The organism is Xanthomonas sp. BRIP62411 (assembly GCF_003993525.1).
Classification (GTDB): domain Bacteria; phylum Pseudomonadota; class Gammaproteobacteria; order Xanthomonadales; family Xanthomonadaceae; genus Xanthomonas; species Xanthomonas euroxanthea.
Genome location: NZ_QEZI01000027.1, coordinates 78,450 through 102,830, shown reverse-complemented (window position 1 = coordinate 102,830; position 24,381 = coordinate 78,450). Strand labels below are relative to the sequence as shown.

Here is a 24,381-nt window from a genome sequence, read left to right as displayed (position 1 = left end):
CATACAACACCACAGACCCTCACTCTCCAGGCAAGACACACCATGACCGACTCCGCCCCCCACACCCATCTTCCGTTTGATGCATCCACCGCCGACAAGCTGCTGGAACTACTGGCAACCGACGACGACTTCCGCGACTGCTTTCAATGCAATCCGGCGCAGGCGCTTGCCCGGATCGGTGCACCTGGCGTGAGCGCCGACAATGCCGCCCCCAGCGCAGGACAGGCCTATTACTGCATGACGACCAGTCAGCTCGCGTCCAAGCAGGACATTGCAGCGGCTCGTGCCGAGCTGCAAAGCTACTTGACCGAAAAAGCCAATCACACCGTCATCTTCGCCTTCGAATCGGACAGCATGCGCTCTACCCTGCTGCGTAAATAAGCAGGCAGACCCGATACGGGCCAGGCGCGCACGAATGCCTGCGCCTGTTCGCGCGCCTGCTGGGTATGGCCGAGTGCATGCAGCGACTCGGCCATCCAAAGCTGCGCCAGACGTGTATCGGCAACATTGAGCGGCTGCAGCGTTTGCGACGCATTTGCTTCTATATATGCACGCCCACGATGGAGATACAGCCAACGTGCTTGCTGCAACGCTTCAGCGTGCCGACCACTTTCGTGCAGCAGCATGTATAGCGTCACGCGCGTCTGGAAAAGATCGTCGTCACTGATTGGCAGACGCGCGATGGCGGCCGCGCGGTCGCCCGACAGCGCCAGCTGCTGGGCTTCGACAATGGCGCGCAGTTCGGCAAGCACCGGCGTTTCATGCACAAGTGCCGGCTTGATCGCCGCAAGCGCGCGGACGGTGAGACTGTCATCGCCGGCCCGCTGCGCCTGGCTTGCCAGGATCAGCACCATTGCGGCATTGTCCTGCAGGTTTACCGTTGCCGATCCATCGTCGATGACTGCGGACACCAGCCGATCAAACGTCGGCTTGAGCGTTGCCGCTGTCGACAGGGATGGGTCGCCCAATGCATCGGTGGTCAGTGCAATGACCGAGAATTGGCGATGGTTGAAATCGTCGCCTTGCCTGCTGCGCCTCAGGCCTTGTGTGATTGCTGCGCGTGCGGCGGTCCAGTCGGCCTGATCGATCGCGATGCTGGTGCGATCGATCAAGGGCACCACATCATCGTTGGCATAGCCTTTCTCAACGATCCTGTCGAGTGCCTGTTTCGCTTCGGCATGACGATTCAGCACCGCAAGCGCGTTCGCTTGACGCCGGAGCGGGCCGGCGCGATCGGCATCACCGGGAGCGGAAAAGCGCTGCAGAGCCGCTTCTGCCTTTCCCTGCGCCAGCAAAATACGTCCAACTCGATCAGTCGCAATCGCGCGCAGCGGGTCCTGCGGAACATCAGCCGCCTGCGCATACGGCAGCGCCTCGGCAAATCGATTGGCAACGAACAGGTGCCACGATGCATTGGCGGTACCGGCAAAATTGTCCGGGTAGAGCGAGCCCAACGTTCGCCACAGCGTCAGTGCCTTGTCGGGTGCAAGCAGCTCGGACGCCCATGCATCCAGATACAGTTGATCGCGCTCGGGCAAACGTTGGCGGAAACGAATTGCCTTCTCCAAATACGGGAGCGCGCCACGGCGATCGGAGACCGCCACCTTGATGCGTGCCGCGCCCAGATACGCGAGCGCAAACTCCGGATCTATTCCCACCGCGCGCTCGAACAGTTCCAGACCTTCTTTCCATTGGCCTTTCACCGTTGCATCGACTCCCAGGGCGTACGCCCGCAGTGCATCCAGGCTGGAGGTGGTCACAGCGGGTAACGGCACAGAATTCTTGTCTATCGAGGCCACCACCTCACCCAGGCCCTGCCTGAGCTTACGGGTGACCTGATCCACCGAGGACAGTGCCGATGGCAAGCCATCGCCTTGTACAAACTCCGAGTAGACCGTGGTCTGGGTACGTGGATCCACCAACTCCACGCTGAAACGAAGCTTGCCTCCAATCTCGGCGACAGTCGGCAGCAACACGGCGCTGGCACCATCACGCAGCGCCACTTCCGAGGCGATGGCGCGATCGACGATCACGCGATCCGGATCACGCTTCATCCGGGCCATGGTGTCGCGCACTTTCATATCGCTCAGGACATTGACATAGCGCGACTGTTCCAGACTGATGCGCAGCGCCTGATCAAGCGAACTGTCGAGCAATGTGTTGCCGGTCAGATTACGTAGATCGCCGACCACCACCCACCCACGTTCGGAAAACGCAATGGCTGGCTCGGAACGGGTGAAAAACCACACCGAAACACACACAGCGACGACCAATACCGTCTCCGCCAGAAGTGCCGCCGGCCGCCGCCACAGCGGAACATCGCGCCAGGCCTTCGCCGAATTCTTCGGCGTGCGCAATGGCGTCAGGCCGACTTCGCCGACTTCATAAATCTCCATTGGCGTGGGGACGCCCTTGAAGCGCCAGCGGCCGTGGGATTTCCACAGGATGCGTTCGCCGCGGTCGCCCAGTTCGCGTGCGGCGCGGTGGGTCAATGACTCGGCCACGGCCGACAACAGGATCTGCCCGGGCCGCGCCATCGACATCAGGCGTGCGGCGGTGGGCTTGGCCAGGCCTTCGACTTCCAGCGGTTTGGCACCGATGCTCACCGCTTCGTCGCTGTTGCGCCAGGTCAGCACTTCGCCGACGTGCAGGCCCTGGCGGGCGCACAGCGTCAGCGCGCGGGCATCGCCCATCGCCTTGAGGCCCCGCGCGTAATCCAGCGCAAAGCCCAGGCCGTCGATGGGGCGATCAAACAGCAACAGCAATCCGTCCGAACGGTCGATCAGCCGGCCACGCCATTGCTGCTGCAGCTTGACCACCAGCCGATCATGCTCGCGAAACAGCGCGGCGGCGGCGTTGTCACCGATGCGCTCGACCAGCGCGGTCGAATCGCACAGGTCGGTCAACAACAAGGTACGCAAGCGCGGTGCCTGGATCGCTTCCGACGACGCATCCTTGCGTGCGTGGGTGCGGGCGCTCATTGCTCAGCGATTGTCCGACGTGGTGGCGTTGCCGGATGGCGGCGTGAGGCCCGACGCCAGCGTGTCATGCATGCACAGCACGTTGCCGCCCTGTCGCTTGGCCTCGTACAACGCGCTGTCGGCCAGCGTGTACCAATCGTTCCATGCCGCATCAGGGTCGATCATGCACAGGCCCAGGCTGACCGAGCAGCCCTGCTCGCTCTGGCCATTGCACAGGCGCGCTTCCACCGCGCGCACGATGCATTCGCCGATGTGGTGCAGCAGCTCCTGGGTGCCTTGCGCGACCAGCACACAGAATTCATCGCCGCCGAGCCGGCAGGCGAGGTCGCCGTCGGCGATCACCGAACGCAGCGCATGGGCGACGTTCTGCAGCACGCGGTCGCCGGCCAGGTGGCCGAACTCGTCGTTGATGCGCTTGAAACGGTCGCAATCGATCAGGATCAGGCCAACGCCGGGCACGTTGCCGGCGCGTCGGCATTCCTGCAGATGCAGGGCGAGCCCGCGGCGGTTGTGCAGGCCGGTGAGTTCGTCGGTGCGGCTGAGTTCTTCGGTGTGGTTGAGCTGGTGCGAGGTGACGTAGAGATTGTCCAGCGCCGCTTCCAGATCGTGGTTGCGGCGGCGCAGCTGGCGGATCAACAACTGCTCGTTGTTGACCACGCGCACGATGGAGCGGCGCAGAAAATGCGCCACCATCGATGGGTCGTGGTCGACCAGGCGCTGGAAGTCCTCGTGCGCCAGCTCGATCAGGCGGGTGTCGGTGGATGCCGTGGCGCCAGCACTGCGCGCATGGTCGCCGATCAGCAGGCCAAGTTCGCCGAAGAATTCGCCCGGGCCCAGGTGCTTGAGCATCAGGTCTTCGCCGAAATCCAGATCGATCTGGCCGCTGACCACGATGAACATCTGCGTGCCCACCGCCCCACGTTCGAACAGCGCCTGGCCGGCCGCCAACTCGCGGGCACGCCCGAAGCGGGCGAAAAACGCCAGCTCCTGGGCAGTCATCAGCGCATGCAGCCCGTCCGACAGCGTCTTTGCAACGCTCCCCGTCGGCTCTACTGCGCCGGCAGTGTTATGGCACGTCATCCAAATCCCTTAGACCGACCTGCAGCGCCGGCCTGCCCTGGCATCGTACAGCAGCGTTTTGTTCAGTACCAGGTCACACTCGTTCTCACAGCACTCGAGACGAAATGACGGGTATCGGCAATAAAAATGGGCTCGGTTCTCCGAGCCCCATCCCCCTCCCGGCAGCGGCCTGCCGGCCATCTGCCACAGACCACGAGCGATGCGGGCGCCGTTTCGCGGCGCTGTTACGGGCCTGCCGGTGGGCATCGACCGCACGCTCCGAACCACCCCACGGCCGCCGGGTGGCCGCCCCGTCGCCCATGCGCTGCCTTAGGCCGCCTTTTCGCCGTGAAACTGCTCTTCCTCGGTCGAGCCACGCAGCGCGGTGGTGGACGACTGACCCTGCTGGATCGCCTGCGTCACCGCGTCGAAGTAGCCGGTGCCCACCTCGCGCTGATGCTTGACCGCGGTAAAGCCCATCTCGGCCGCCGCGAACTCGGCCTGCTGCAACTCGACGAAGGCGCTCATCTGCCGGCGGGCATAGCCGTGCGCCAGGTTGAACATGCCGTAGTTCAGGGCGTGGAAACCGGCCAGGGTGATGAACTGGAATTTATAGCCATAGCCCGCCAGCTCGGTCTGGAACCTGGCGATGGTGGCGTCGTCCAGGTTCTTCTTCCAGTTGAAGCTCGGCGAGCAGTTGTAGGCCAGCAATTTGCCGGGGAACCTCGCATGGATGGCTTGCGCGAAGGCGCGGGCAAATTCCAGATCCGGCTTCCCGGTTTCGCACCAGATCAGGTCCGCGTACGGCGCATAGGCCAGCCCGCGGCTGATCGCCTGATCCAGCCCGTTGCGGGTCTTGAAGAAGCCTTCGACGGTGCGCTGGCCGGTGGTGAAGGGCTGGTCGTTGGCATCCACGTCGCTGGTGATCAGGTCGGCCGCTTCGGCATCGGTGCGTGCAATCAGCAGCGTGGGCACGCCCAGCACATCGGCCGCCAGACGCGCGGCATTCAACTTTTCGATCGCCTCGCGGGTGGGCACCAGCACCTTGCCGCCCATGTGGCCGCACTTCTTCACCGATGCCAGTTGATCTTCGAAGTGCACGCCGGCCGCGCCGGCTTCGATCATCGCCTTCATCAGCTCGAAGGCGTTGAGCACGCCGCCGAAGCCGGCTTCGGCATCGGCCACGATCGGCTGCAGGAAGTCGATGTCATCGTTGCCCTCGGCGTGATGCAGTTGATCGGCCCGCAACAAGGTGTTGTTGATGCGCTTGACCACCGCCGGCACCGAGTCGGCCGGATACAGCGACTGGTCCGGGTACATCTGCCCGGCCAGGTTCGCATCGGCGGCGACCTGCCAGCCGGACAGGTAGATCGCCTTCAAGCCGGCCTTGACCTGCTGCATCGCCTGGTTGCCGGTCAATGCACCCAATGCATTGACGAAGGGCGTGGCGTGCAACGCGTTCCACAACTTGTCCGCGCCCAGCCGTGCCAGCGAATGCTCGACATGCACGGTGCCGCGCAAGCGCACCACATCGGCGGCGGTGTAGTTGCGGGTGATGCCGGCCCAGCGCGGGTTGCTGGCCCAGTCGTGCTGGATCTGTTCGGCGGTCTGCAGTGTGCTGCTCATGGTGCGTTCTCCTGGCAGGAATACGACGGATGCAACGAGGAAGGACGGTGCGTCACGGCGCGCGTGAGGCATGGCAAGGCCGTCGTTGCGCATGGGCGCAACGTGCGGTGTGGTGCATTACGTGGACGGATTGCAGCGACATCGCGCGGACGCCGGCGTGTCGCTGCCGCGTTGGCTCACTCGATCAGGCGATATGCCGGCACGGTGAGGAAATCGGCCAGCGCATCGGCACGGCTGAGTGTGTCCAGCAATGCAATGGCGTCGTCGATGCGTGCGGCGCCCGGCAGTGCATCGGTCGCGCCCAGGCGCGCCGGCAGCGCACGCAACGCGGCCTGCAACAAGGGCTGATCGATGGCGGTGCCGTCGTCCAGATGCTGGCCGTGATGCAACCACTGCCACAGCTGCGCGCGGCTGATCTCGGCAGTGGCGGCGTCTTCCATCAGGTTGTGGATCGGCACGCATCCATTGCCGTCCAGCCATGCGGCCAGATAACGCACGCAGACTTCGACATTGCCTTCGAAACCGGCGCGGGTGATGGTGCCCGGCGAAGGCGCGATCAGCATGTCGCGCGTCACCTGCACGTCGTTGCGCAGGACATGCTGCTGATGCGCGGTGGGCATGTGCTCGTCGAAGATCTTCATCGCCACCGGAATCAACGCCGGATGCGCCACCCAGGTGCCATCGTGGCCGGCGCTGACCTCGCGCAGCTTGTCGGCACGCACCCGTGCCATCGCCTGCTCGTTGGCGGCCTCGTCGTGATTGATCGGAATCTGCGCGGCCATGCCGCCCATCGCATGTGCGCCGCGGCGATGGCAGGTCTTGATCAGCAGTTCCGAATACGCCTTCAGGAATGGCTGGGTCATGGTGACCTGGCCACGTTCGGGCAGCACGCGGTCGCGATGCGCGCGGAAGGTCTTCAGGTACGAAAAGATGTAGTCCCAGCGTCCGCAGTTGAGCCCGACGATGCGCTCGCGCAGCGCGTGCAGGATCTCGTCCATCTCGAACACCGCCGGCAGCGTCTCGATCAGCACGGTCACCTTGATCTGGCCATGCGGCAGGCCGAGCATGGCTTCGATATGCGCCAGCGCGGTCTCCCACAGCGCGGCCTCTTCCATGCTCTGCAGCTTGGGCAGATACAGATACGGGCCGCGATCCCTGGCCAGCAGCGCGCGGGCGTTATGGAAGGCGAACACCGCCGCGTCGAACAGCCCCCCGGCCAGCGGCTGGCCATCGATGAGCACGTGCTTCTCATCCAGATGCCAGCCACGCGGACGCACGATCAGCACTGCGCGCTCGGCTTCCGGGCGCAGCGCGTAGTGCTTGCCGTTGGGCGCATCGAAGCTGAGATCGCCACGCACCGCAGCGGCCAGCGTGCGCTGGCCGGCCAGCAGGTTGCGCCAGGTCGGCGCGGTGGAATCCTCGAAGTCGGCCATGAACACCTTGGCGCCGGAATTGAGCGCGTTGATGACCATCTTCGGATCGGTGGGGCCGGTGATTTCCACCCGGCGGTCCTGCAGCGCCGCCGGTAGCGCGGCCACGCGCCAATCGCCATCGCGGATGGCGCGGGTGTCGGGGCGGAAGTCCGGCAACTGGCCGGCATCGAACTCGGCCTGGCGGACGCGCCGCTGTGCCAGGCGCTGCTGGCGGCCGGGCTCGATGGCCCGGTGCAGCGACACCAGCAAGGCCAGCGCAGCGGCCGGCAGGAGGTCGGCCTGGCCTGCGACCTGCGTGGTCAGCGACAGACCGGGCGTGGCGCGTTCGGTGGGACGTGGGGCGAAAGCGGTGGCAGACATGTCGGGAGTCCTTGTGCATCCGGACCTGCACCGTGCGCCGCATGCAACTATTTGACAAAGCAGTTTTATCAATGCTGTAAATAAGGCAGGCTTATACAGCGTCGTTGCAGACATCCAGATGGCGCCAACTCCTCGATTTTCCTACAAATCTGATCGGCTCAAGCCGCTGCGTGCGTTCTGCCAGACAGTGCGTCTTGGCTCTGTCTCACGGGCGGCTGAGGCGCTTTATGTGAGCCAGCCGGCAGTGACCTTGCAGTTGCAGGCGCTGGAACGTGACCTGGGCGTGGCCCTGTTCGAGCGCTCGGGGCGACGCATGGCACCCAGCCGCGAGGGCCAGCTGCTCTACGACATGGCGCTGCCGCTGGTGGAGAGCCTGGACGGGCTGGAGGCCAGCTTCCGCGAAAAGGTGCGTGGCCTGGATGCCGGTGAACTCAATATCGCCGCCAACAGTTCCACCATCCTGTACCTGCTGCCGCGCATCGTGGCGAAGTTCCGCGCGCGCCACCCGGACGTGCGCCTGACCCTGCACAACGCCATCAGCGCCGACGGCACCGACCTGCTGCGCGAAGATGCAGTGGACCTGGCGATCGGCTCGATGCTGGACGTGCCGGCCGACCTCAATTACGCGCCGGTGTATCGCTTCGAACAATTGCTGATCACCCCGCACGACCACCCGTTGGCCGGCACGTCCACGGTCACGCTGCAGGACCTGTCGCCGTATCCGCTGATCCTGCCGCCACGCCGGCAGGTGACCTATCGGCTGGTCGACCTGGTCTTCCAGCAGGCGCGCGTGCCCTACACCGTGGCACTGGAAGTGGGCGGCTGGGAAGTGATCAAGCAATACGTGGCGATGGGCATGGGCATCTCCATCGTCACCGCGATCTGCGTCACCGAGGCCGACCGCGACACACTCGCCACCCGCTCGCTGAAGGATTACTTCCCCACCCGCAGTTATGGCGTGGTGGTGCGCAAGGGCAAGTATCTGTCGCCGCAGGCACGCGCCTTTATCGAGCTGATCCAGCCGGATCTGTTTCCCCCGCGCGGGTATGACGAAAGTGGTGACTCGGAGCGGTAAGTCTTGTGACTGCTGCAGGCGTGAGTTCGCATGGCGCCTGAGCTTGCTCGCCATGCGCTGCGTATGAGGTCACCATGCGCTCTTCATCGGCGATGCCGTGTGCGGTATGCGGTACGCCATTGAAGGCGTTGCTTGATCAAGCCATGCGCGCGCAGCACTGACGGTTGATTCCAGCGTGCAGCGCGAACCACTCCGGATTGCGCTGCATCGATGTCGGCCCGATCTACTGCACGATGGTTGTCGTCATAGACTAGGCCGATGCTGTGGGTATCACTGCAGGTCATCAACGGCTGGTCAATCCGGGGACTCACTGACCAGATGCGTAGCCGTCCCGCACCGCGGGGCGAGCCGACTCAACCAACCAAGGCTGACGCAATGAACCCGACCACGTTATTGCTGGTGCAGTTGGCGGTGATCCTGGGCGCGTCACGTGCGTGCGGCGCGCTGCTGCAGCGCGTCGGGCAGCCGCCGGTGATCGGCGAAATGGCCGCCGGCCTGCTGCTGGGGCCGATCGCATTCGGCGCGTGGTTGCCGGAATTGCATGGCATGTTGTTCGCCGCCAGCAGTCTGCCGTCGCTGTCGGGCCTGGCCAACATCGGCGTGGTGCTTTTCATGTTCATCGTCGGCGTGGAGCTGCGCGCGCCGGAAGGCACCACCGCGCAGGTGCGTGCGTCGGTGCTGGTGGGCCTGTCCGGCATCGTGCTGCCGTTGCTGCTGGGGCTGGCCGCCGCACCGTGGTTGTTTGCGCGCTTTGCACCGCAGGGCATCGGCTTCTGGCCCTTCGCCTTGTTCATTGCCGCGGCGATGTCGGTGACCGCGTTTCCGGTGCTGGCGCGCATCCTCAAGGATCGCAACATGACCCGCACACCCGCAGGCCGGTTGGCGCTGGGCGCGGCGGTGATCGACGATGCCACGGTGTGGATGTTCCTGGCGATCGTGCTCACCCTGACCGGCGGCAACAACCATGGCGGCGTTGCGTTTACTGCGACAGCTGCGGTGGTGCTGATTGCGGTGGTGTTCGGCGTGTTGAAGCCGCTGTATGCGCGCGTGCTCAAGCCGCGCGCACGCGATGGAGGCTATGCGCCAACTGCGCTGGTGTGGGTGCTGATCGGTCTGCTGGCCTGCGCCGCGGTGGCCGAATGGATCGGCCTGCATGCGATCTTCGGCGCATTCCTGTTCGGCGTCTGCGTGCCGCGCGACGACCGCCTGCTGGAACACCTGGCCGGGCGCATCGAACCCCTGGCGATCACCTTGCTGATGCCGGTGCTGTTTGCGGTCGCCGGCCAGGCCGCCAGCCCCGGTGTGTTCGTCGGCGCAGGTGTGGCCGGCTTTGCGTTGGTGGTCGGCGTGGCAGTGACCGGCAAGCTGGCCGGCTGCACCCTGGGCGCGCGCCTGAGCGGCCACGACTGGCGCGACAGCCTGAGCGTGGGTTCGCTGATGAACGCACGCGGGCTGATGGAACTGGTGGTGATCAAGATCGGCCTGGACAGCGGCGTGATCGGGCCGGACCTGTTCACGCTGCTGTTCGGCATGACGCTGGTGACCACGGTGATGGCCTCGCCGATGGTGGCCTGGTGCCAACGCGGCCGGCAGGCCGCCACTGCTACCGGGCTGGGTGCGGGCCAGTCGCCGCAATGACGAGGCAGCGCTGAAACACGGTGCGGCGTCGTTGCGCGACATGGCGCGTCACGTCTGCCCGCGCAACGCAGGCCATCACGCGCGCCCGTACAAACCCAGGAACATCGCCACCGCCGATTCGGCCACTTGCGTGCGTTGCTGTGGCGACAGTGGCGGCTGGCCCATGGCGATCTGCGGCCAGAACGCGAAGCCCTTGATCAATGCCTGCAGTTGCTGCGCGCCGACCTCCGGCTCCACGCCTGCCAACCGGCCATCGGCCAATGCGGCGCGCACCCAGGTGGTGGTGCCTTCCTCCTTGCTGCCCAATTGCGCGATCAGTTCGCGCGCGCGCGCGGGCGAATGGATGCCTTCGGCAATGGCGACGCGCGACAGGTCGATGAACGCCGGGTCGTCGAGCAGGTGCAGTTTCTGCTGCAGCAGCTGGATCAGCTGCGCACGCAACGGCTGGTCGGGCCGGTAGACCAGAGTCACTGCATCGGCGCTGCGCTGCCACAGCCCGCGCAGGATCTCGCCAAACAACGCGTCCTTGCTGGGGAAGTGGTTGTAGACGGTGCGCTTGGATACGCCCGCGGTGGCCGCCACGCGGTCCATGCTGGTGGCCTCGAAGCCATGCTGGCGGAACTCGGCAATGGCAGCCTCGACGATGGCGAGGCGCTTGCGGTCGGTCAGCCGTTGCGGCGCAGTCGGGGGGGAAGATGCAGTCGACATCGGGTCATTTTACACCGGACAGTTTACTTTCAGCCCGATGAAACTACACTGTTCAGTGTAACTTTCCCCTGCTGTCACCCCCTGCCCGGTCGGACTCCCCAATGGCTTCCTCGCGCCCTTCCCGCTATGCCGCTTCGCCACAGTTTCGCGATGGCCGGTTCCGCAATGCAGTGCCGCTGCCGACCACCGTGCTCAGCCTGCGCGAGCAGATTGGCCTGATGTGGAGGTTCTTCTTCGACAAGCCCAGCACCACGGTGCCGTCCACGCCGCTGCCGGTGCAGCCGCTGACCCGCGCGCAGCTGCTGTCCGCGCCCGACCGCAGCCTGTATCGCCTGGGCCATTCCACCGTGCTGATGAAGCTGGCCGGCGGCTTGTGGCTGACCGACCCGGTGTTCTCCAAGCGCGCCTCGCCGGTGCCCTTCGCCGGACCCAAGCGCTTTCATGCGCCGCCGATCGCGCTGGACGCGCTGCCGCCGCTGGCCGGGGTGATCCTGTCCCACAACCATTACGACCATCTCGATCGCACCAGCATCCGTGCACTGGCCGGCCGCGTCGGCGTGTTCGTCGCGCCCTTGGGCGTGGGCGATCTGCTGGTGCGCTGGGGCGTGGACCCGGCCAAGGTGCGCCAGCTGGACTGGTGGGAGGCGATCACCATCGATGGCCTGCAGCTCACCGCCACCCCATCGCAGCATTTTTCCGGGCGCGGCGTGTTCGATAGCGGGCGTTCGCTCTGGTGCTCCTGGGTGATCCAGGACCGCGAGCTACGCCTGTTCTTCAGCGGAGACGGCGGCTACGGCCCGCATTTCAAGACCATCGGCCAACAGCTCGGGCCGTTCGACGTGGCGCTGATCGAAAACGGCGCCTACGACCAGCAATGGCCACACGTGCACATGCAACCGGAGCAGAGTCTGCAGGCCTATCTGGACGTCGGCGGGCAGACCCTGCTGCCGATCCACAACGGCACCTTCGATCTGGCGATGCACGCGTGGCAGGAGCCGCTGGACCGGATCGTGGCATTGGCCGACGGCGCCGGCGTTGCGCTGGCGACGCCGCGCATGGGCGAGCGGGTGGACCTGGAAGCGCCCGCCAATCGCCTGCGCTGGTGGCGACAGGATGCTGCGACGCAAGCCTCGGACGGCCTGGTGGCGACGCGCTAGCTGAGTGCATCGCAGCGTTGGCGTTGGCGCATGAGCGGGCGGCGTTCACGCGCTGCCCTGCGCAGTCGCGGCGGCATGCATGCTTGCTGCCTACAAAACTCTGCGCTGCTTCGTCAGCGCAGGGCTAATGCCGCCGCTTCGGATTATGTGGAAGCGCGCATCACACATCACACATCACAGGCGCCGCCGCTCCAGATGTGGCATCGCCCCCCATCATCTGATGCACCATCCGCAAACAAGAACGGGATGGCGCGTGGCCATCCCGTTGCGATTGCTGACTGCAGCAACTACACACGCATGCGCCAACGACGCATGCACATCACTCGGTCACTCACTCGGTCAGACCGCGATTTTCCAGCAGCGCCTTGACGCTGGGGTCCTTGCCGCGGAAATCGCGATACAACGTGGCCAGGTCGACCGTGTTGCCGCGCGAAAGGATCTTGGCGCGGAAGATGTCGCCATTCTTGCGGTTCAAGCCGCCGTGTTCCTTGAACCACTCGAACGCGTCGTCGTCGAGCACTTCCGACCAGAAATACGCGTAGTACCCGGCCGAATAACCGCCGCCCCAGATGTGGTCGAAATAGCTGCTGCGGTAGCGCGGCGGCACTTCGGACAGGTCCACCTTGAAGCGCTTCAAGGCGTCGGCTTCGAACTTGCTCACGTCCTGCAACGGCGCGTCGGCCGGCTGGGTGTGCCAGGCCAGGTCGAGCAGCGCGGCCGACAGGTACTCGGTGGTGGCGTAGCCGCTGTTGAAGGTCTTGGCCTTCTTGATCTTCTCCACCAGCTCGGCCGGCATCGCTGCGCCGGTTTGATAATGCTTGGCGTAGTTGGCGAAGACCTTGGGATCGGAGGCCCAGTGCTCGTTGAACTGCGAGGGGAATTCCACAAAATCGCGCGAGGTGCTGGTGCCGGCGATCGAGGGATACTTCACCTTGGAGAACATGCCGTGCAGCGCGTGGCCGAACTCATGGAACAGCGTGGTGACGTCGTCGAAGCTCAGCAGCGCCGGCTGGCCGGCGGCCGGCTTGGTGAAGTTGCAGACGTTGTAGACCACCGGCTTGGCACCGGTGAGGCCGTCCTGCTCGACGAACACATCCATCCAGGCACCGCCGGACTTGCTGTCGCGCTTGAAGTAGTCGGTGTAGAACAGCGCTATCGAGGTGCCGTCCGCATCGAACACTTCATACACCTTCATGTCGGCGTGATAGGTCGGGATGTCGGTGCGCTGCTTGAAGGTGATGCCGTACAGCTGCGTGGCTGCGTAGAAGACGCCGTTCTGCAGCACGTTGTCCAGTTCGAAATACGGCTTGATCTGCGCCTCGTCCAGGTCGTACTTGGCCTTGCGCACCTGCTCGGCATAGAAATCCCAATCGGACGCGGCGAGTTTGAAACCACCCTTCTGCGCGTCGATCACCTTCTGCATTTCGGCCACTTCGCGGCGTGCCTTGGCGGTGGCGGCCGGCACGGTGTCGGTCAGCAGCTTGAGTGCGGCATCCGGGCTCTTGGCCATCTGGTCGCCCAGGCTGTAGGCGGCGTAGTTGTCGAAGCCGAGCAACTTGGCCTTTTGCGCGCGCAGCTGCGCCAGGCGCTGGATGGTCTGGCGGGTGTCATTGGCATCGCCCTTTTCCGCGCGCGTTTCCGAGGCCTTGAGCACCTCGGCGCGCAGCTGGCGGTCCTTCAGCGAGGCCAGCACCGGCTGCTGGGTGGTGTTCTGCAGGGTCAGCAGGTACTTGCCATCGAGCTTGCGCGCCTTGGCCGCATCGGCGGCGGCGGCGATATCGCCCTCGCTCAGGCCATCGAGCCTGGCCTTGCCGTCCACCACCACCGCGCCGGCGGCCGAGGCGGCGACCAGGCGGGTATGGAACTGCGTGGAGAGCGTGGTCTCCTCGATATTGAGCTTGCGCAGGCTGGCCTTGTCGGCCTCCGACAGCTGCGCGCCGGCGCGCACCAGCTCTTCGTAGTCGCGTTCGACCAGGCGCTTCTGCTCCGGCTCCAGGCTCAGCGTGTCGCGCTGGTCGTAAATGGTCTTGACCCGCGCAAAGAGCTTCGGGTCGAGATTGATCTCGTCCTGGTGCGCGGCCAGCTTGGGCGCGATCTCTTCCTGGATCTTCTGGCGTGCGTCGCTGGTATCGGCCTGCACCAGGCCGAAGAAGATGCGCGACACGCGCGTGAGCGTTTCGCCGCTGCGCTCCATCGCTTCGATGGTATTGGCGAAGCTGGGCGGCTCGGGGTTGTCGGCGATCTTGCGGATGTCGGCCAGGTGCAGGCGCATGCCTTCCTCGAAGGCCGGCAGGTAATCGGCGTCCTTGATCTTGTCGAACGGCGGCGCCTGGAACGGCAGCGTGCTGGCGGTCAGCAGCGGGTTCGGCGCGGCATCCGCGGCCGGGGTGGTGGCGGTCTTTTCGGGCACGGTGGTGGACTCCTTACCGGACGGCTCTTTTCCGGAACAAGCGGCCAGTGCCAGGGTGATGGCAGCGGCCAGAACGACGGTACGCGACATGGCGTGTGATTCCTGAGTGGGTAGTGCAGCCGGCCACGCTAGCGGGTTTGCGCAGCGTCGGCATGTGCCGTTGGATTGGATGGAGGGGCGCGGTCGAGGATGCGCGCTACAGCGTCTCGTCCTTGAAGATGGCCACGTGCGGGGTGCCGTCGGCGCCGATCCAGCCGCGGTACATGCCCTCGGTATTGAACGGGAATGCGGCGTTGCCCTGTGCGTCCAGCGCGATGGCGCCGCCGTCGCCGCCGGCCTTGGGAATCTGCTGGTCGATCACCGTCTCGGCCGCCTGTTGCAAGGACTGCCCGGCGTATTTCATGCGTGCGCAGATGTCGTAGGCGGCCACCGCGCGGATGTAGAACTCGCCCCAGCCGGTGCCGGACACCGCACACTGGCCGTTGGCGTAGGTGCCGGCACCGATGATCGGCGCATCGCCGACGCGGCCGTAGCGCTTGTTGGTCATGCCGCCGGTGGACGTACCGGCGGCCAGATGGCCGTCGCGATCCAGCGCCAGCGCGCCCACGGTGCCGAAGTGCTTGGCGGTTTCCAGGTCCAGTTCGGCCTGCGCCTGACGGTCGCCGGCTTCGGCCTTAAGCGCTTTTTGCAGCTGCTGCCAGCGCTTGTCGGTGCGGAAATAACTGGGGTCGACCAACGTGACGCCCTGCTCGCGCGCGAATTGTTCGGCGCCGTCACCGACGAGCATCACGTGCTTGGAATGGTCCATGACGCTGCGCGCCAGCTGGATCGGGTTCCTGACCGTGTGCACGCCGGCAATCGCACCGGCCTTGCCGGTGGCGCCATCCATGATCGCGGCATCCAGCTCGTTCTTGCCGTCATGGGTGAACACCGCACCGCGCCCGGCGTTGAACTGCGGCGCGTCCTCCAGCACGGTGATGGTGGCCGCCACCGCGTCCACTGCACTGCCGCCACGTTGCAGCACCGCATGCCCTGCGCGCAGCGCGCGTTGCATCGCCTCGCGCGCCTGGGCCTGTTCCTCGCTGGAAAGACTGGATTTCTCCACGCCTGCGCCGCCGTGGATCACCAGCATCGGCGTGGCCGCCCATACCGGGCCGGCGGCGAGCAGGAGAGAGATGGACAGACACAGTGCACGTGCGGACAGGCCAATCATGGTGTTCCCTCGATGGAGGTCGCAACGTGCCTGGCGACGCCAGGCATGGATGCATGCGACCGGGAGCGACAAAAACCCCGGCGCGGTGGCAAACGGACGTGGTCCTGGCGATCGGTCATCGGCACTCGGGATCGGCACGCAAGGTCGCGCCTGCCAGCACCTGCGCGCGCACAGCCCGCCCTTCGGCAGCGATGTGTGAGGTGCATGAGCGCCTTGCCGCCCGCGGGGGGCACGCTCACAACGTATCGCGATGCTTGCCGCGCCACGGCCGGTACCAGGCGCGGATGGCGGCGATATCGGCGGCCATGTCGGTGCCGGTCCAGAACGGCTCGCCGATGCCCACGGTCTTGCTGGGGTAGTCGAAATACACCGGCAGGATCGGCACCTTGGAATCGGAGGCGATCTTCCAGAAGCCGGCCTTCCAGTGCTCCACCCGCTTGCGGGTGCCCTCGGGGGTGATCACGTACCACATCTGCTCGGAATTACGGATCAGCCGCACCGCCTGGCCGATGGTGCCCTGGGGCGAGCTGCGGTCCAGCGGGATGCCACCGAGCTTGCGCAGCAGCGGGCCCAATGGCCACCAGAACAGCTGCGCCTTGCCCAGCACGCGCACATCGAAGCCCAGCGCGAACTTGGCCGCAAAGCCCAGGAAGCCGTCCCAGTTGGACGAGTGCGGGGCGACGATCATCACCAGCTTGGGTTCGTCGGGCAGTCGCCCGAGCAGGCGCCAGCCGGTCAGGCGCAGCGCCGTGCGCCCCAGCCAGCGGCCGAAGCGGCCGTGGGCGCGGGGCATTCTGGGTGGAGAGGGCTGCAGCAGGATGTTGGCCTGTGTTACCGGTGGCAACGACGGGTCGGTGTGACTCACGCTTACTCCCAGTGGGACGCAGAGCGTCCACGCTTGATATGACTGCGCTCACGCTTGGCATCCAGCCGCCGCAGCTTGGCACCATGACTCGGTTTGGTGGCGACCCGGCGCTTGGGCACCGACAGGCAGGCACTGATGATCTCGGCCAGCCGCTCGCGCGCATCCTCGCGGTTGCGGTCCTGGGTGCGGAAGCGCTGCGCGTCGATCACCAGCACGCCCTCGGCGGTCATGCGCCGGTCGCGCCGCGACAGCAGCCGCGCGCGCAACGGTTCGGGCAGCGACGGCGAGCCGGCCACGTCGAAGCGCAGTTCCACCGCAGTGGAGACCTTGTTGACGTTCTGCCCGCCTGCGCCGCTGGCGCGCACGAAGCGCTCGACGATCTCGCTGGGCGGGATCGTCAGGCTGGGGGTGATCTGGATCGGGTCGCTGGCCATTCAACCCGATTGTATCGGCACCGGCATGGACGCGCGCGCGAACGCCGGCTTCCCGTATGCTGCGGCCGGTTCCCCAGCCTGCAGGATGCTCCGATGACCCCACCCCGTTCCGTCGCCACCGCCCGCGCCTTGGCGCGCCGCCTGATCGTGCTGGCTGCGCTGGCACTGGCCACGCCCGCCGCCTTCGCGCAGGCGCCCAGCGATGCCGACATCAACCGCCTGCTGGCCGCCTCGCGCGCGCAGACCATGCTGGACACGATGCTGCCGCAGATCGAAGCGATGCAGCAGCAACAGTTCGCCCAGCTCACCGCCCAGCGCCAGCTCGACGCCGACCAGCAGGCGCAGCTGCAGCGCATCCAGGAGCGTACCCGCCAGACCGTGCGCAAGGCGCTGTCGTGGTCGGAGCTGCGCCCGATGTATGTGGACATCTACAAGCGCTCGTTCTCGCGCGAGGACGTGCTGGCCATGGCCGAGTTCTACGAGAGTTCGGCCGGCCAGAGCCTGCTGGACAAGACCCCGGCGCTGACCCAGAACCTGATGGGCGCGATCCAGCAGAAGATGCTGCCGCTGTTTGCCGATTTGCAGAAGGATCTGGAGAAGATCGTCAACGAGCCGGCGGCGGCACCGCAGAAGCCCTGACGGGCGGGGATTCGGGATTGGGGAGTCGCAACGGCGTGCTTGCTGCGGCGGTTGCGGATCCGGGGTGAGTGCGTTGCCGGTTATCGCAATGCTTCAACTTTTCCGCTGACCGAAGCAGCCCTCCCCCATCGGGGAGAGCCGCGGTCCTGAGGCTCGGTGGCGATCAGGCCCCCATCCGCCCTTCGGGCACCTTCCCCCGCAAGCGAGGGAAGGAAGCAACTTGGAAGGTGAGCGGAGAAGGCGGCAACGCGGGAACGCGGGGAAGGCGGGCAGTGGGCGTCGTGCTTGAGCCCCTCCCGCCTGCGGGAGAGGGGTTGGGGTGAGGGGGACGCTTGCGCAGCTTTCTTGCATGCCGAGTGGACGTCTCGATCTCTGGACCAGGCACGCCAATCACGCCGCCGGCATGACTCCCAACCCCGGCATCTCCCACCCGAACAACGCGCAGGCCTTGGCGAATTCCACATCCAGCGGCGCAGTGACGCTGATGCGCCGTCCATCGGCCGGATGCGGGAATCCCAGGCGCTCGGCATGCAGCAGCATGCGGTGGATGCCAAGCATGCGGAAGCTGCGGTTGTGCCGGCCATCGCCATGGCTGGTGTCGCCGATCATGTGATGCGACAGGTGTTTCATGTGCCGGCGGATCTGCCGGAACCGCCCGGTCTGCGGCTGGCAGCGCAGCAAGGCATAGCGCGAGGTGGCAAAGCCGGTGGACGGGATCTCCAGCTCGCCGGTGGCCAGGCGCTGGAAGTGGGTCACCGCCGGCTTCTTGACCGGCTTGCCGGGGCCGCCGTCCAGGTCGTGGTCGACGCTGAAGCGCTGCTCGGCCGGCCAGCCGCGGCACACGGTCAGATAGTCCTTCTCCACTTCGCCGGCCATCAAGGCCTTGCCCAGCGCACTGGCGGCCTCGCGATCGAACGCCAGCAGCAGGCAGCCGCTGGTGGCGCGGTCGAGCCGGTGCACCAGGAAGATCGGCCGGCCCAGCTGTTCGCGCAGGCGGTCGGCCAGGAAGTCGTCCTCCCCGCGCGCCAGCTTGCTGTCGTGGACCATCAGCCCGGCAGGTTTGTCGACGACGGCCAGGACCGCGTCCTGGTGGAGAATCTGCAAGTGCTTGGGGGATGTGCTCACCGGCGGATTATCCGCGCCGTGGGCAGCGCATGCCACTGCACCGGCGTGCCACTACGCGATTGACCGCACCCCGGTGCTGGCAGAGCATGTGGCGCCCGCCAGTCACACGCCTTGGGGCGTGAGGTCGTTGCAGGTCAGCGGTGCACGCTCAGCCCGCGCCGCACACCGCCAGCAACTCGCCCTTGCCCACCGGCACCACGCTGCAGGTAACTGCTGGATCGGCAGCCAGCAGCGCGGTGAACGGCGCCAGTTCGTCGGCATGCGAGAGCGCATTGTCGACCACCAGCAGGCCGCCGCCGCGCAGCACGCGGCGCAGTGCCGGCCACCAGCGTACATACTCGCCGCGCGCCGAATCCAGAAAGACCAGATCGATGCTGGCGCTGGCCGCCTGGGCCAGCCATGCGCCGCCATCGCCGTGCACCAGCTCCACCGATGCCGCCAGGCCGCTGCGCGCCAGCGTGGCCTGCGCCAGGGCCACCTTGTCGGCCGCATGTTCCACCGTGGTGACATGCCCACCGATCGCCGCGGCCGCTTCGGCCAGCCATAGCGTCGAATACCCGTTGGAGGTGCCGATCTCCAGAACGCGCCGCGCAGCGGTGGCACGCACCAGCACCGCCAGCAACTGCCCGGTGTCGGGCGTGATGTTGAGCATGCGCCGGTCGCGCGCCAGCTGCTGCGCATCGTTGTCGCTGCCGAACCGTGCCAATTCGTCTTTCAACGCCTGCAGATCGATCATCACCACCTCGCCGGGAACGGCTTCGTCATCGTGCTGCTGCAGGCACCGCCGCTACCCAGCCGGATGCAGCAGGCCACCTGCGGCAGTGCTTCAGCATTAGTGCTTCAGCGCCGCAGCCAGGCGACCAGCAGGGCCACCGAGCCGGCCGCGCCGCTGATCCAGCTCCACACCGGCACCGTGCCCAGGTACCAGCCATTCGGGTGCAGGCCATACAGCACCGCGGCCACCACCAGCAGGCCGCTGCCGGTGATGGCGGTGACCACGCGCGTCTGCAGCTTGCGCAGGCTCAGGTCCAGCGCGCGCAGCTCGGCCGAACGGATGTCGAGCTGATGGCGGCCCTCGACCTGCTGCTTCAACCAGCTGTGCACCAGGCGCGGCATGTCCGGCGCATGCGTCATGATTTCCGGCAGCCGCTTGCGCAGCTCGCCGAGCACGCGGCGCGGGCTGTAACGCTCGCGCAGGATGCGTTCGAGCACCGGCCGTGCCACGGCCCAGATATCCAGCCTGGGGTCGAGCTGGCGGCCGACGCCTTCGATGTTGAGCAAGGTTTTCTGCAGCAGGATCAGCTGCGGCTGCAGCGTCAGTTCGTAGCGCTGCGCGACGCGGAACAGCTTGATCAGCACTTCGGCCAGCGAAATCTCCGACAGCGGCCGGGTGAAGTACGGCTCGCACACCGAGCGCGCGGCCGCTTCCAGTTCGTCGATGCGCACGTTGTCGGGCATCCAGCCCGCTTCCACGTGCAGCTCGGCCATGCGGCGGTAATCCTTGTGGAAGATCGCCATGAAGTTCTCGGCCAGGTAGTACTGATCCTCCTGCGAGAGCTGGCCCATGATGCCGAAATCCAGCGCGATGAAGCGCGGATTGAGCCGGCGCTCCGGATCCGAATCGACCCAGATGTTGCCGGCGTGCGCATCGGCATGGAAGAAGTTGTCGCGGAACACCTGCGTGTAGAACACGCGCACGCCCTTGGCCGCCAGCGCCTTGCGATCGATGCCGGCCGCATCGAGCCTGGCGATGTCGTCGGACGGAATGCCGTACACGCGCTCCAGCGTGAGCGCACGCTCGGCGGTGTGCGACCAGATCACCTCGGGCACGTACAGATCGTCCGAGCCTTCCCAGAACCGGCGCAGCACACTGGCGTTGGCGCCTTCGCGCTGCAGGTCCAGTTCGGCCGACAAGGTGCCTTCGATCTCGGCCACCACCTCGCGCGGCCGGATCTTGTCCGCACGCGGGTGGGTGCGCTCGACCAGCGTGGCCAGCGACTGCAGCAAGGCGATATCGGCATCGATCTGGCGCTCGATGTCCGGGCGCAACACCTTGACCACCACCTCGCGGCGCACGCCGTTGGCATCCGGCGGCAAGGTGGCCGCATGCACCTGCGCGATCGAGGCCGAGGCCAGCGGTACGGTGTCGAACGCGGCAAACGCCACGCTCACCGGCAGGCCCAGCGCGCGCTCGACGATCAGCCGCGCCGCTTCGCCATCGAAGGGCTTGACACGGTCCTGCAGCAGGGTCAATTCATCGGCCACGTCGGCCGGAATCAGGTCGCGCCGGGTCGACAGGATCTGCCCGAACTTGACGAAGATCGGCCCCAGTTCCTGCAACGCCAGCCGCAGCCGCGCACCGCGCGATTGCGCGGCGATCTCGGCACTGGCGCGTGGCACGAACGGCTTGGCCAGGCGCAGCCAGCGCTCGGCCGGGGTGTCCTGCAGCAGGTCGTCCAGGCGATAGCGCAGGATCACCCGGCCGATGCGGCTGGCCCGCAGCAGCGCCTTCATGCCGCACCTCCGGCCGCGCGCAGGCGCGCCACGCGCGCGGCCAGCCGTTCGACGTCGTCGCGCAGTTCGTCGACATCGTCGTGGAAGGCCTCAAGTTCGGCGCGCGGCACCACATCGCGCGATTCCTCTGTCACGAATTCAGCCGCGCTCTGCGCCAGATCCACCGCGCTGCGGCGGGCCTGCTGCAGCGCTGCGCGCACCGCATTGGCGATCTGCACGCCGAGGATCTGCCCGAACACCGCCACGAACGGCAACTGCCAATCCGGATCGAAACGGCCGGCCAGTTGCTGCAGCTGGCGCGCCAGTTCGGCATCGCCGGAGACCTTGAGCCGCCCGGCCGGTGCGCCGCTGCGGCGCGCATTGGCCAGGAACGGCAATTGGCCGAGCAAGCCGGCCAGGCTGCTGCGCACGGCCAGATCCGGCTCCTGCCCCTGGTCCACCGGGCCAACCAGCAAGCGGCGCTCGTGCACGCGGATCTGCAGGGCCAGCGCAGGCGCCTCCAGCGTCAGTGCGATGCGTTGGCCTTCCAGCGGCAGCAGGGCGTCGCGGGTATCGGGGTCCAGTGCCAGCGCGCGATTGAGCGCGGCTTGCAGGGCCTGGCCGGCGAGCGGCTTGAGTGAGTTGAACAGGGATCCGGGCATGGGCGCATTCTACCGTCCCTGCATGTCGCTACTGCTTGATGGTGTGTGGCAGGTGCAGGCCGGAGACCAGGATGACGCGCATCGCAGGGCGCCTCGGCAGCCAGGCCGCTGCAATCGCAGCCGCATCCCCACAACGGACAGACCCGGCCGTTGACCGTGCACCTGCCCTGGATCGCCACACCGCATACGGCGGCGATGCAGGACTTCCGTCGGCGCGCCTGCCGCGGGCATGCTGGCGACCTCATCACGCCAGGTGGCAGGAGCAGGCAATGCGCAAGATCCGGGTCGGTCTCATCTTCGGCGGCAAGTCGGCCGAGCACGAAGTCTCGCTGCAGTCAGCGCGCAACATTCTCGATGCGCTGGACCCGCAGCGCTTCGAGCCGGTGCTGATCGGCATCGACAAGCAAGGCCAGTGGCACGTCAACGACCCCGACAGTTTCCTGCTCAATGCCGACGACCCGGCGCGCATCGCGCTGCATCGCAGCGGTCGCGGCGTCGCTTTGCTGCCGGGCGCGCAGCAACAGCAATTGCGTCCGACCCAGCGGGAGCAGGCGCTGGCGCTGCAACGGCATGCAGACGATCAGGTGCTGCGCAGTGCGGTCGGCCCAGGCGCATGAGCCGGGCCCATGTGCGTGCGGTGCAACGCGACGACCACCGCGCACTGCTCGCGCTCAATAATGCGCATGCCACCGAATTGTCGCTGCTGGATGCCGATGGACTGGCCGCATTGCTGCAACTGGCCTGGCACGCACGCATGGTCGCGCCTGCGGATGGTCTGCTGATCGCGCTGGATCAGCGCGCCGCGTACGCCAACCCGAACTTCGCCTGGATGGCGCAACGCTTCGCGCGCTTTGTCTACATCGACCGCATCGTGATCGCTGCGCATGCACACAGGCGCGGGCTTGCCAGGCAGCTGTATGACGAACTCATCCACGCCGCACGTGCAGCGGCGCAGCCGCGCCTGGTTTGCGAGGTCAACCTGGTCCCACCCAATCCGGCATCGCTGGCGCTGCATCTGCAGCTGGGTTTTCAGCCCATCGGCGATGCGCTGCTCGGCAACGGCAAGCACGTGCAGTATCTCGAAAAACTGCTTTGAAGCAGCCGTAATTGAATTTTTGAGTATCCACAACGCACAGGGCCCGCCTCCTTGCGGAAGCGGGCCCTGTGAGCGTCCGCCGGCAGCGCCGCTGCCGTAACGTATCGCAGCTAGGCGTTATACCTTGCCGCGACGGAACATCGAGATCACTGCCAGGATCAGGAACACCACGAACAGGATCCAGGCGATATTGGTCGCCGCACCGGCGATACCACTGAAGCCCAGCACGGCGGCGATGATGGCGATGACGAAAAAGATGATGGCGTAATGCAGCATGGCAAGGATTCCAGAAGTTGTCGTGCCGAATCGGCGCAGACGTATCCTGAACGCATGACGGTCTTTATCGAGTGATGGCGATGTCGTTGGAAGATGAGGATCGCAGCCGTTGCAGTCCTTCCTCGATGCTGACCTGCGGAACATAGCCGAAATCACGGCGTGCCGGTTCCATGCTGTACCAGTGCGGCGTACACAGCTGTTCCACCAGAAAACGCGTCAACGGCACTTCGCCAGGCAGACGCAACAGTGGCCACATGGTCTCGCAGATTGCACCGATTCTGTATGCGGTCTTGAACGATAGCGAACGCGTCACTGCCGGTGCATCCACTGCGGCCAGCAGGCGATTGAGCAACTCGCGCATCGGCAAGGGCTCGCCGTTGGAGATGAAGTACGCCTTGCCCGCACACGCGGCACCGGGAGCGAGATGCGCGAACGCATCGAAATGCGCCTGCGCGGCATTGTCGATGTAGGTGCTGTCCACCAGGTTGCTGCCGTCGCCGACCATGCGCAGCCGCCCGGCGCGCGCACGCGCGGCCAGGCGCGGCAACAGATGATTGTCACCCGGGCCCCAGATCAGGCGCGGACGCAAGGCCACCGTCGCCAGTTGCGCATCGTTGGCCGCCAGCACCGCGCGCTCGGCGATCGCCTTGGTTGCGGCATATGCAGCGCGCAGATCCTCGCCATACGGCACTTCGTCGGCGCCCAGGCCTTCCACCGGATTGGTGGCGCGATGGGTCACGCTCGGTGTGGAGGTATAGATCAGGCGCGGCACACCGTTGGCCCGACACGCGTCGAGCACGTTCTGCGTGCCCACCACATTGGCCTGGTGATAGCTGTCATAGCTGCCCCATGCACCGGCCTTGGCGGCGTTGTGGAAGACCGCATCGATGCCGGCGAAGGCATGCCGCACCGCCTGCGGATCGGCCAGGTCGCCACGGATCTGGCCCACGCCCAGGGTCTGCAACACCGGGTAATCGCCGCGCTGGAAACTCACCACCTCGTGCCCGCGCGCGCGCAGGCCGCGGCACAACGCCTGGCCAAGAAAGCCACCACCACCGGTCACCAGGATGCGCACGCATCACCTCCATCGCAAGGGTGCACACAATAGCGGGCGCAGCCGGGATTGGCGAT

21 protein-coding genes and 1 pseudogene are annotated in these 24,381 nt (G+C 66.2%); 7 read left to right on the top strand and 15 right to left on the bottom strand.

Going from position 1 to position 24,381, the window contains the following annotated elements; all coding sequences use genetic code 11:
- The first annotated feature begins 42 nt into the window (after nt 1–42).
- On the top strand, nt 43–381 hold the full coding sequence (locus EO139_RS20040) for an NHLP-related RiPP peptide (protein WP_104583946.1): 339 nt from the start codon (nt 43–45) through the stop codon (nt 379–381).
- Here the strand turns inward: EO139_RS20040 and EO139_RS20035 are convergent.
- From EO139_RS20035 to aceB, 4 genes are all read right to left on the bottom strand, one after another.
- Complete coding sequence (locus EO139_RS20035) at nt 321–2,981, bottom strand: putative peptide modification system cyclase (RefSeq protein WP_126972161.1); 2,661 nt, start codon at nt 2,979–2,981, stop codon at nt 321–323. The two genes, EO139_RS20040 and EO139_RS20035, sit on opposite strands and share 61 nt — an antisense overlap.
- A 3-nt stretch (nt 2,982–2,984) precedes the next feature.
- Nucleotides 2,985–4,061 carry a GGDEF domain-containing protein gene (locus tag EO139_RS20030; RefSeq protein WP_104583948.1) on the bottom strand — a complete coding sequence of 359 codons (1,077 nt, stop codon included), beginning with the start codon at nt 4,059–4,061 and terminating at the stop codon, nt 2,985–2,987.
- Nucleotides 4,062–4,370: 309 nt separating this feature from the next.
- Nucleotides 4,371–5,666 carry an isocitrate lyase gene (gene aceA, locus EO139_RS20025; RefSeq protein ID WP_104649604.1) on the bottom strand — a complete coding sequence of 432 codons (1,296 nt, stop codon included), beginning with the start codon at nt 5,664–5,666 and terminating at the stop codon, nt 4,371–4,373.
- A 176-nt stretch (nt 5,667–5,842) separates the two neighbouring features.
- Nucleotides 5,843–7,459, bottom strand: coding sequence for a malate synthase A (aceB, locus tag EO139_RS20020; RefSeq protein WP_126972159.1), 1,617 nt, complete (start codon nt 7,457–7,459; stop codon nt 5,843–5,845).
- Nucleotides 7,460–7,577: 118 nt separating this feature from the next.
- On the opposite strand from aceB, the gene EO139_RS20015 reads away from it, so the two are divergent.
- Both EO139_RS20015 and EO139_RS20010 read left to right on the top strand, forming a co-directional pair.
- Entirely contained in the window at nt 7,578–8,534 is a 957-nt protein-coding gene (locus EO139_RS20015) for a LysR family transcriptional regulator (RefSeq protein WP_104583950.1), read from the top strand.
- Between the two features lie 375 nt (nt 8,535–8,909).
- On the top strand, nt 8,910–10,172 hold the full coding sequence (locus EO139_RS20010) for a cation:proton antiporter (RefSeq protein ID WP_126972157.1): 1,263 nt from the start codon (nt 8,910–8,912) through the stop codon (nt 10,170–10,172).
- 75 nt (nt 10,173–10,247) lie between these two features.
- Here EO139_RS20010 and EO139_RS20005 read toward each other — a convergent pair whose 3' ends face one another.
- Nucleotides 10,248–10,880 (bottom strand): TetR/AcrR family transcriptional regulator, encoded by a 633-nt coding sequence (locus EO139_RS20005; RefSeq protein WP_119129297.1) that lies wholly within the window; start codon nt 10,878–10,880, stop codon nt 10,248–10,250.
- Between the two features lie 101 nt (nt 10,881–10,981).
- Between EO139_RS20005 and EO139_RS20000 the strand changes: the two genes are divergently transcribed.
- On the top strand, nt 10,982–12,037 hold the full coding sequence (locus tag EO139_RS20000) for an MBL fold metallo-hydrolase (RefSeq protein ID WP_126972155.1): 1,056 nt from the start codon (nt 10,982–10,984) through the stop codon (nt 12,035–12,037).
- Nucleotides 12,038–12,368: 331 nt separating this feature from the next.
- On the opposite strand, the gene dcp is transcribed toward EO139_RS20000, so the two are convergent.
- From dcp to arfB, 4 genes are all read right to left on the bottom strand, one after another.
- Nucleotides 12,369–14,537 (bottom strand): peptidyl-dipeptidase Dcp, encoded by a 2,169-nt coding sequence (gene dcp / locus EO139_RS19995; RefSeq protein WP_164739942.1) that lies wholly within the window; start codon nt 14,535–14,537, stop codon nt 12,369–12,371.
- A gap of 106 nt (nt 14,538–14,643) precedes the next feature.
- Nucleotides 14,644–15,660, bottom strand: coding sequence for an isoaspartyl peptidase/L-asparaginase (locus EO139_RS19990; RefSeq protein ID WP_164739941.1), 1,017 nt, complete (start codon nt 15,658–15,660; stop codon nt 14,644–14,646).
- Between the two features lie 235 nt (nt 15,661–15,895).
- Nucleotides 15,896–16,525: a lysophosphatidylcholine acyltransferase gene (locus EO139_RS19985; protein ID WP_104583954.1), complete on the bottom strand. Its 630-nt coding sequence runs from the start codon at nt 16,523–16,525 to the stop codon at nt 15,896–15,898.
- A 2-nt stretch (nt 16,526–16,527) separates the two neighbouring features.
- Entirely contained in the window at nt 16,528–16,959 is a 432-nt protein-coding gene (gene arfB / locus EO139_RS19980; protein ID WP_104583955.1) for an alternative ribosome rescue aminoacyl-tRNA hydrolase ArfB, read from the bottom strand.
- 93 nt (nt 16,960–17,052) lie between these two features.
- On the opposite strand from arfB, the gene EO139_RS19975 reads away from it, so the two are divergent.
- Nucleotides 17,053–17,598, top strand: coding sequence for a DUF2059 domain-containing protein (locus tag EO139_RS19975; RefSeq protein WP_104583956.1), 546 nt, complete (start codon nt 17,053–17,055; stop codon nt 17,596–17,598).
- Between the two features lie 390 nt (nt 17,599–17,988).
- On the opposite strand, the gene EO139_RS19970 is transcribed toward EO139_RS19975, so the two are convergent.
- The 4 genes from EO139_RS19970 to EO139_RS19955 all read right to left on the bottom strand — a co-directional run bounded on the left by EO139_RS19970 (nt 17,989) and on the right by EO139_RS19955 (nt 21,878).
- On the bottom strand, nt 17,989–18,759 hold the full coding sequence (locus EO139_RS19970; RefSeq protein WP_164739940.1) for a pseudouridine synthase: 771 nt from the start codon (nt 18,757–18,759) through the stop codon (nt 17,989–17,991).
- A 112-nt stretch (nt 18,760–18,871) separates the two neighbouring features.
- Nucleotides 18,872–19,459, bottom strand: a complete 588-nt coding sequence (locus EO139_RS19965) for a class I SAM-dependent methyltransferase (protein ID WP_126972151.1) — start codon at nt 19,457–19,459, stop codon at nt 18,872–18,874.
- A 104-nt stretch (nt 19,460–19,563) separates the two neighbouring features.
- The gene (ubiB, locus tag EO139_RS19960; protein ID WP_104583959.1) at nt 19,564–21,237 is read right to left on the bottom strand and encodes a ubiquinone biosynthesis regulatory protein kinase UbiB; all 1,674 of its coding nucleotides are present in this window, start codon (nt 21,235–21,237) and stop codon (nt 19,564–19,566) included.
- Nucleotides 21,234–21,878, bottom strand: a complete 645-nt coding sequence (locus tag EO139_RS19955) for an SCP2 sterol-binding domain-containing protein (RefSeq protein ID WP_126972149.1) — start codon at nt 21,876–21,878, stop codon at nt 21,234–21,236. The genes ubiB and EO139_RS19955 overlap by 4 nt, the downstream gene beginning before the upstream one ends.
- Nucleotides 21,879–22,147: 269 nt before the next feature.
- On the opposite strand from EO139_RS19955, the pseudogene EO139_RS19950 reads away from it, so the two are divergent.
- Nucleotides 22,148–22,438 (top strand): annotated as a pseudogene (locus EO139_RS19950) (D-alanine--D-alanine ligase A); the annotation flags it as partial.
- A gap of 53 nt (nt 22,439–22,491) precedes the next feature.
- Nucleotides 22,492–22,974 carry a GNAT family N-acetyltransferase gene (locus EO139_RS19945; RefSeq protein ID WP_126972147.1) on the top strand — a complete coding sequence of 161 codons (483 nt, stop codon included), beginning with the start codon at nt 22,492–22,494 and terminating at the stop codon, nt 22,972–22,974.
- 117 nt (nt 22,975–23,091) lie between these two features.
- On the opposite strand, the gene EO139_RS19940 is transcribed toward EO139_RS19945, so the two are convergent.
- Together EO139_RS19940 and oleD are read right to left on the bottom strand one after the other, a co-directional pair.
- Nucleotides 23,092–23,250, bottom strand: coding sequence for a DUF1328 domain-containing protein (locus EO139_RS19940; protein ID WP_003468167.1), 159 nt, complete (start codon nt 23,248–23,250; stop codon nt 23,092–23,094).
- A gap of 64 nt (nt 23,251–23,314) precedes the next feature.
- On the bottom strand, nt 23,315–24,325 hold the full coding sequence (gene oleD, locus EO139_RS19935; RefSeq protein ID WP_104649615.1) for a 2-alkyl-3-oxoalkanoate reductase: 1,011 nt from the start codon (nt 24,323–24,325) through the stop codon (nt 23,315–23,317).
- Nucleotides 24,326–24,381: the final 56 nt, after the last annotated feature.

Excerpts from the sequence above, each read along its gene's own strand:
- EO139_RS19975 (WP_104583956.1), top strand. The coding sequence starts at position 17,053 with ATGACCCCACCCCGTTCCGTCGCCACCGCCCGCGCCTTGGCGCGCCGC.
- EO139_RS20010 (WP_126972157.1), top strand. The coding sequence starts at position 8,910 with ATGAACCCGACCACGTTATTGCTGGTGCAGTTGGCGGTGATCCTGGGC.
- EO139_RS19940 (WP_003468167.1), bottom strand. The coding sequence starts at position 23,250 with ATGCTGCATTACGCCATCATCTTTTTCGTCATCGCCATCATCGCCGCC.
- EO139_RS20005 (WP_119129297.1), bottom strand. The coding sequence starts at position 10,880 with ATGTCGACTGCATCTTCCCCCCCGACTGCGCCGCAACGGCTGACCGAC.
- EO139_RS20000 (WP_126972155.1), top strand. The coding sequence starts at position 10,982 with ATGGCTTCCTCGCGCCCTTCCCGCTATGCCGCTTCGCCACAGTTTCGC.
- EO139_RS20015 (WP_104583950.1), top strand. The coding sequence starts at position 7,578 with ATGGCGCCAACTCCTCGATTTTCCTACAAATCTGATCGGCTCAAGCCG.
- EO139_RS20030 (WP_104583948.1), bottom strand. The coding sequence starts at position 4,061 with ATGACGTGCCATAACACTGCCGGCGCAGTAGAGCCGACGGGGAGCGTT.
- aceA (WP_104649604.1), bottom strand. The coding sequence starts at position 5,666 with ATGAGCAGCACACTGCAGACCGCCGAACAGATCCAGCACGACTGGGCC.
- EO139_RS19945 (WP_126972147.1), top strand. The coding sequence starts at position 22,492 with ATGAGCCGGGCCCATGTGCGTGCGGTGCAACGCGACGACCACCGCGCA.
- EO139_RS20040 (WP_104583946.1), top strand. The coding sequence starts at position 43 with ATGACCGACTCCGCCCCCCACACCCATCTTCCGTTTGATGCATCCACC.
- aceB (WP_126972159.1), bottom strand. The coding sequence starts at position 7,459 with ATGTCTGCCACCGCTTTCGCCCCACGTCCCACCGAACGCGCCACGCCC.
- EO139_RS19990 (WP_164739941.1), bottom strand. The coding sequence starts at position 15,660 with ATGATTGGCCTGTCCGCACGTGCACTGTGTCTGTCCATCTCTCTCCTG.
- EO139_RS19965 (WP_126972151.1), bottom strand. The coding sequence starts at position 19,459 with ATGATCGATCTGCAGGCGTTGAAAGACGAATTGGCACGGTTCGGCAGC.
- ubiB (WP_104583959.1), bottom strand. The coding sequence starts at position 21,237 with ATGAAGGCGCTGCTGCGGGCCAGCCGCATCGGCCGGGTGATCCTGCGC.
- dcp (WP_164739942.1), bottom strand. The coding sequence starts at position 14,537 with ATGTCGCGTACCGTCGTTCTGGCCGCTGCCATCACCCTGGCACTGGCC.
- arfB (WP_104583955.1), bottom strand. The coding sequence starts at position 16,959 with ATGGCCAGCGACCCGATCCAGATCACCCCCAGCCTGACGATCCCGCCC.
- EO139_RS20035 (WP_126972161.1), bottom strand. The coding sequence starts at position 2,981 with ATGAGCGCCCGCACCCACGCACGCAAGGATGCGTCGTCGGAAGCGATC.
- EO139_RS19955 (WP_126972149.1), bottom strand. The coding sequence starts at position 21,878 with ATGCCCGGATCCCTGTTCAACTCACTCAAGCCGCTCGCCGGCCAGGCC.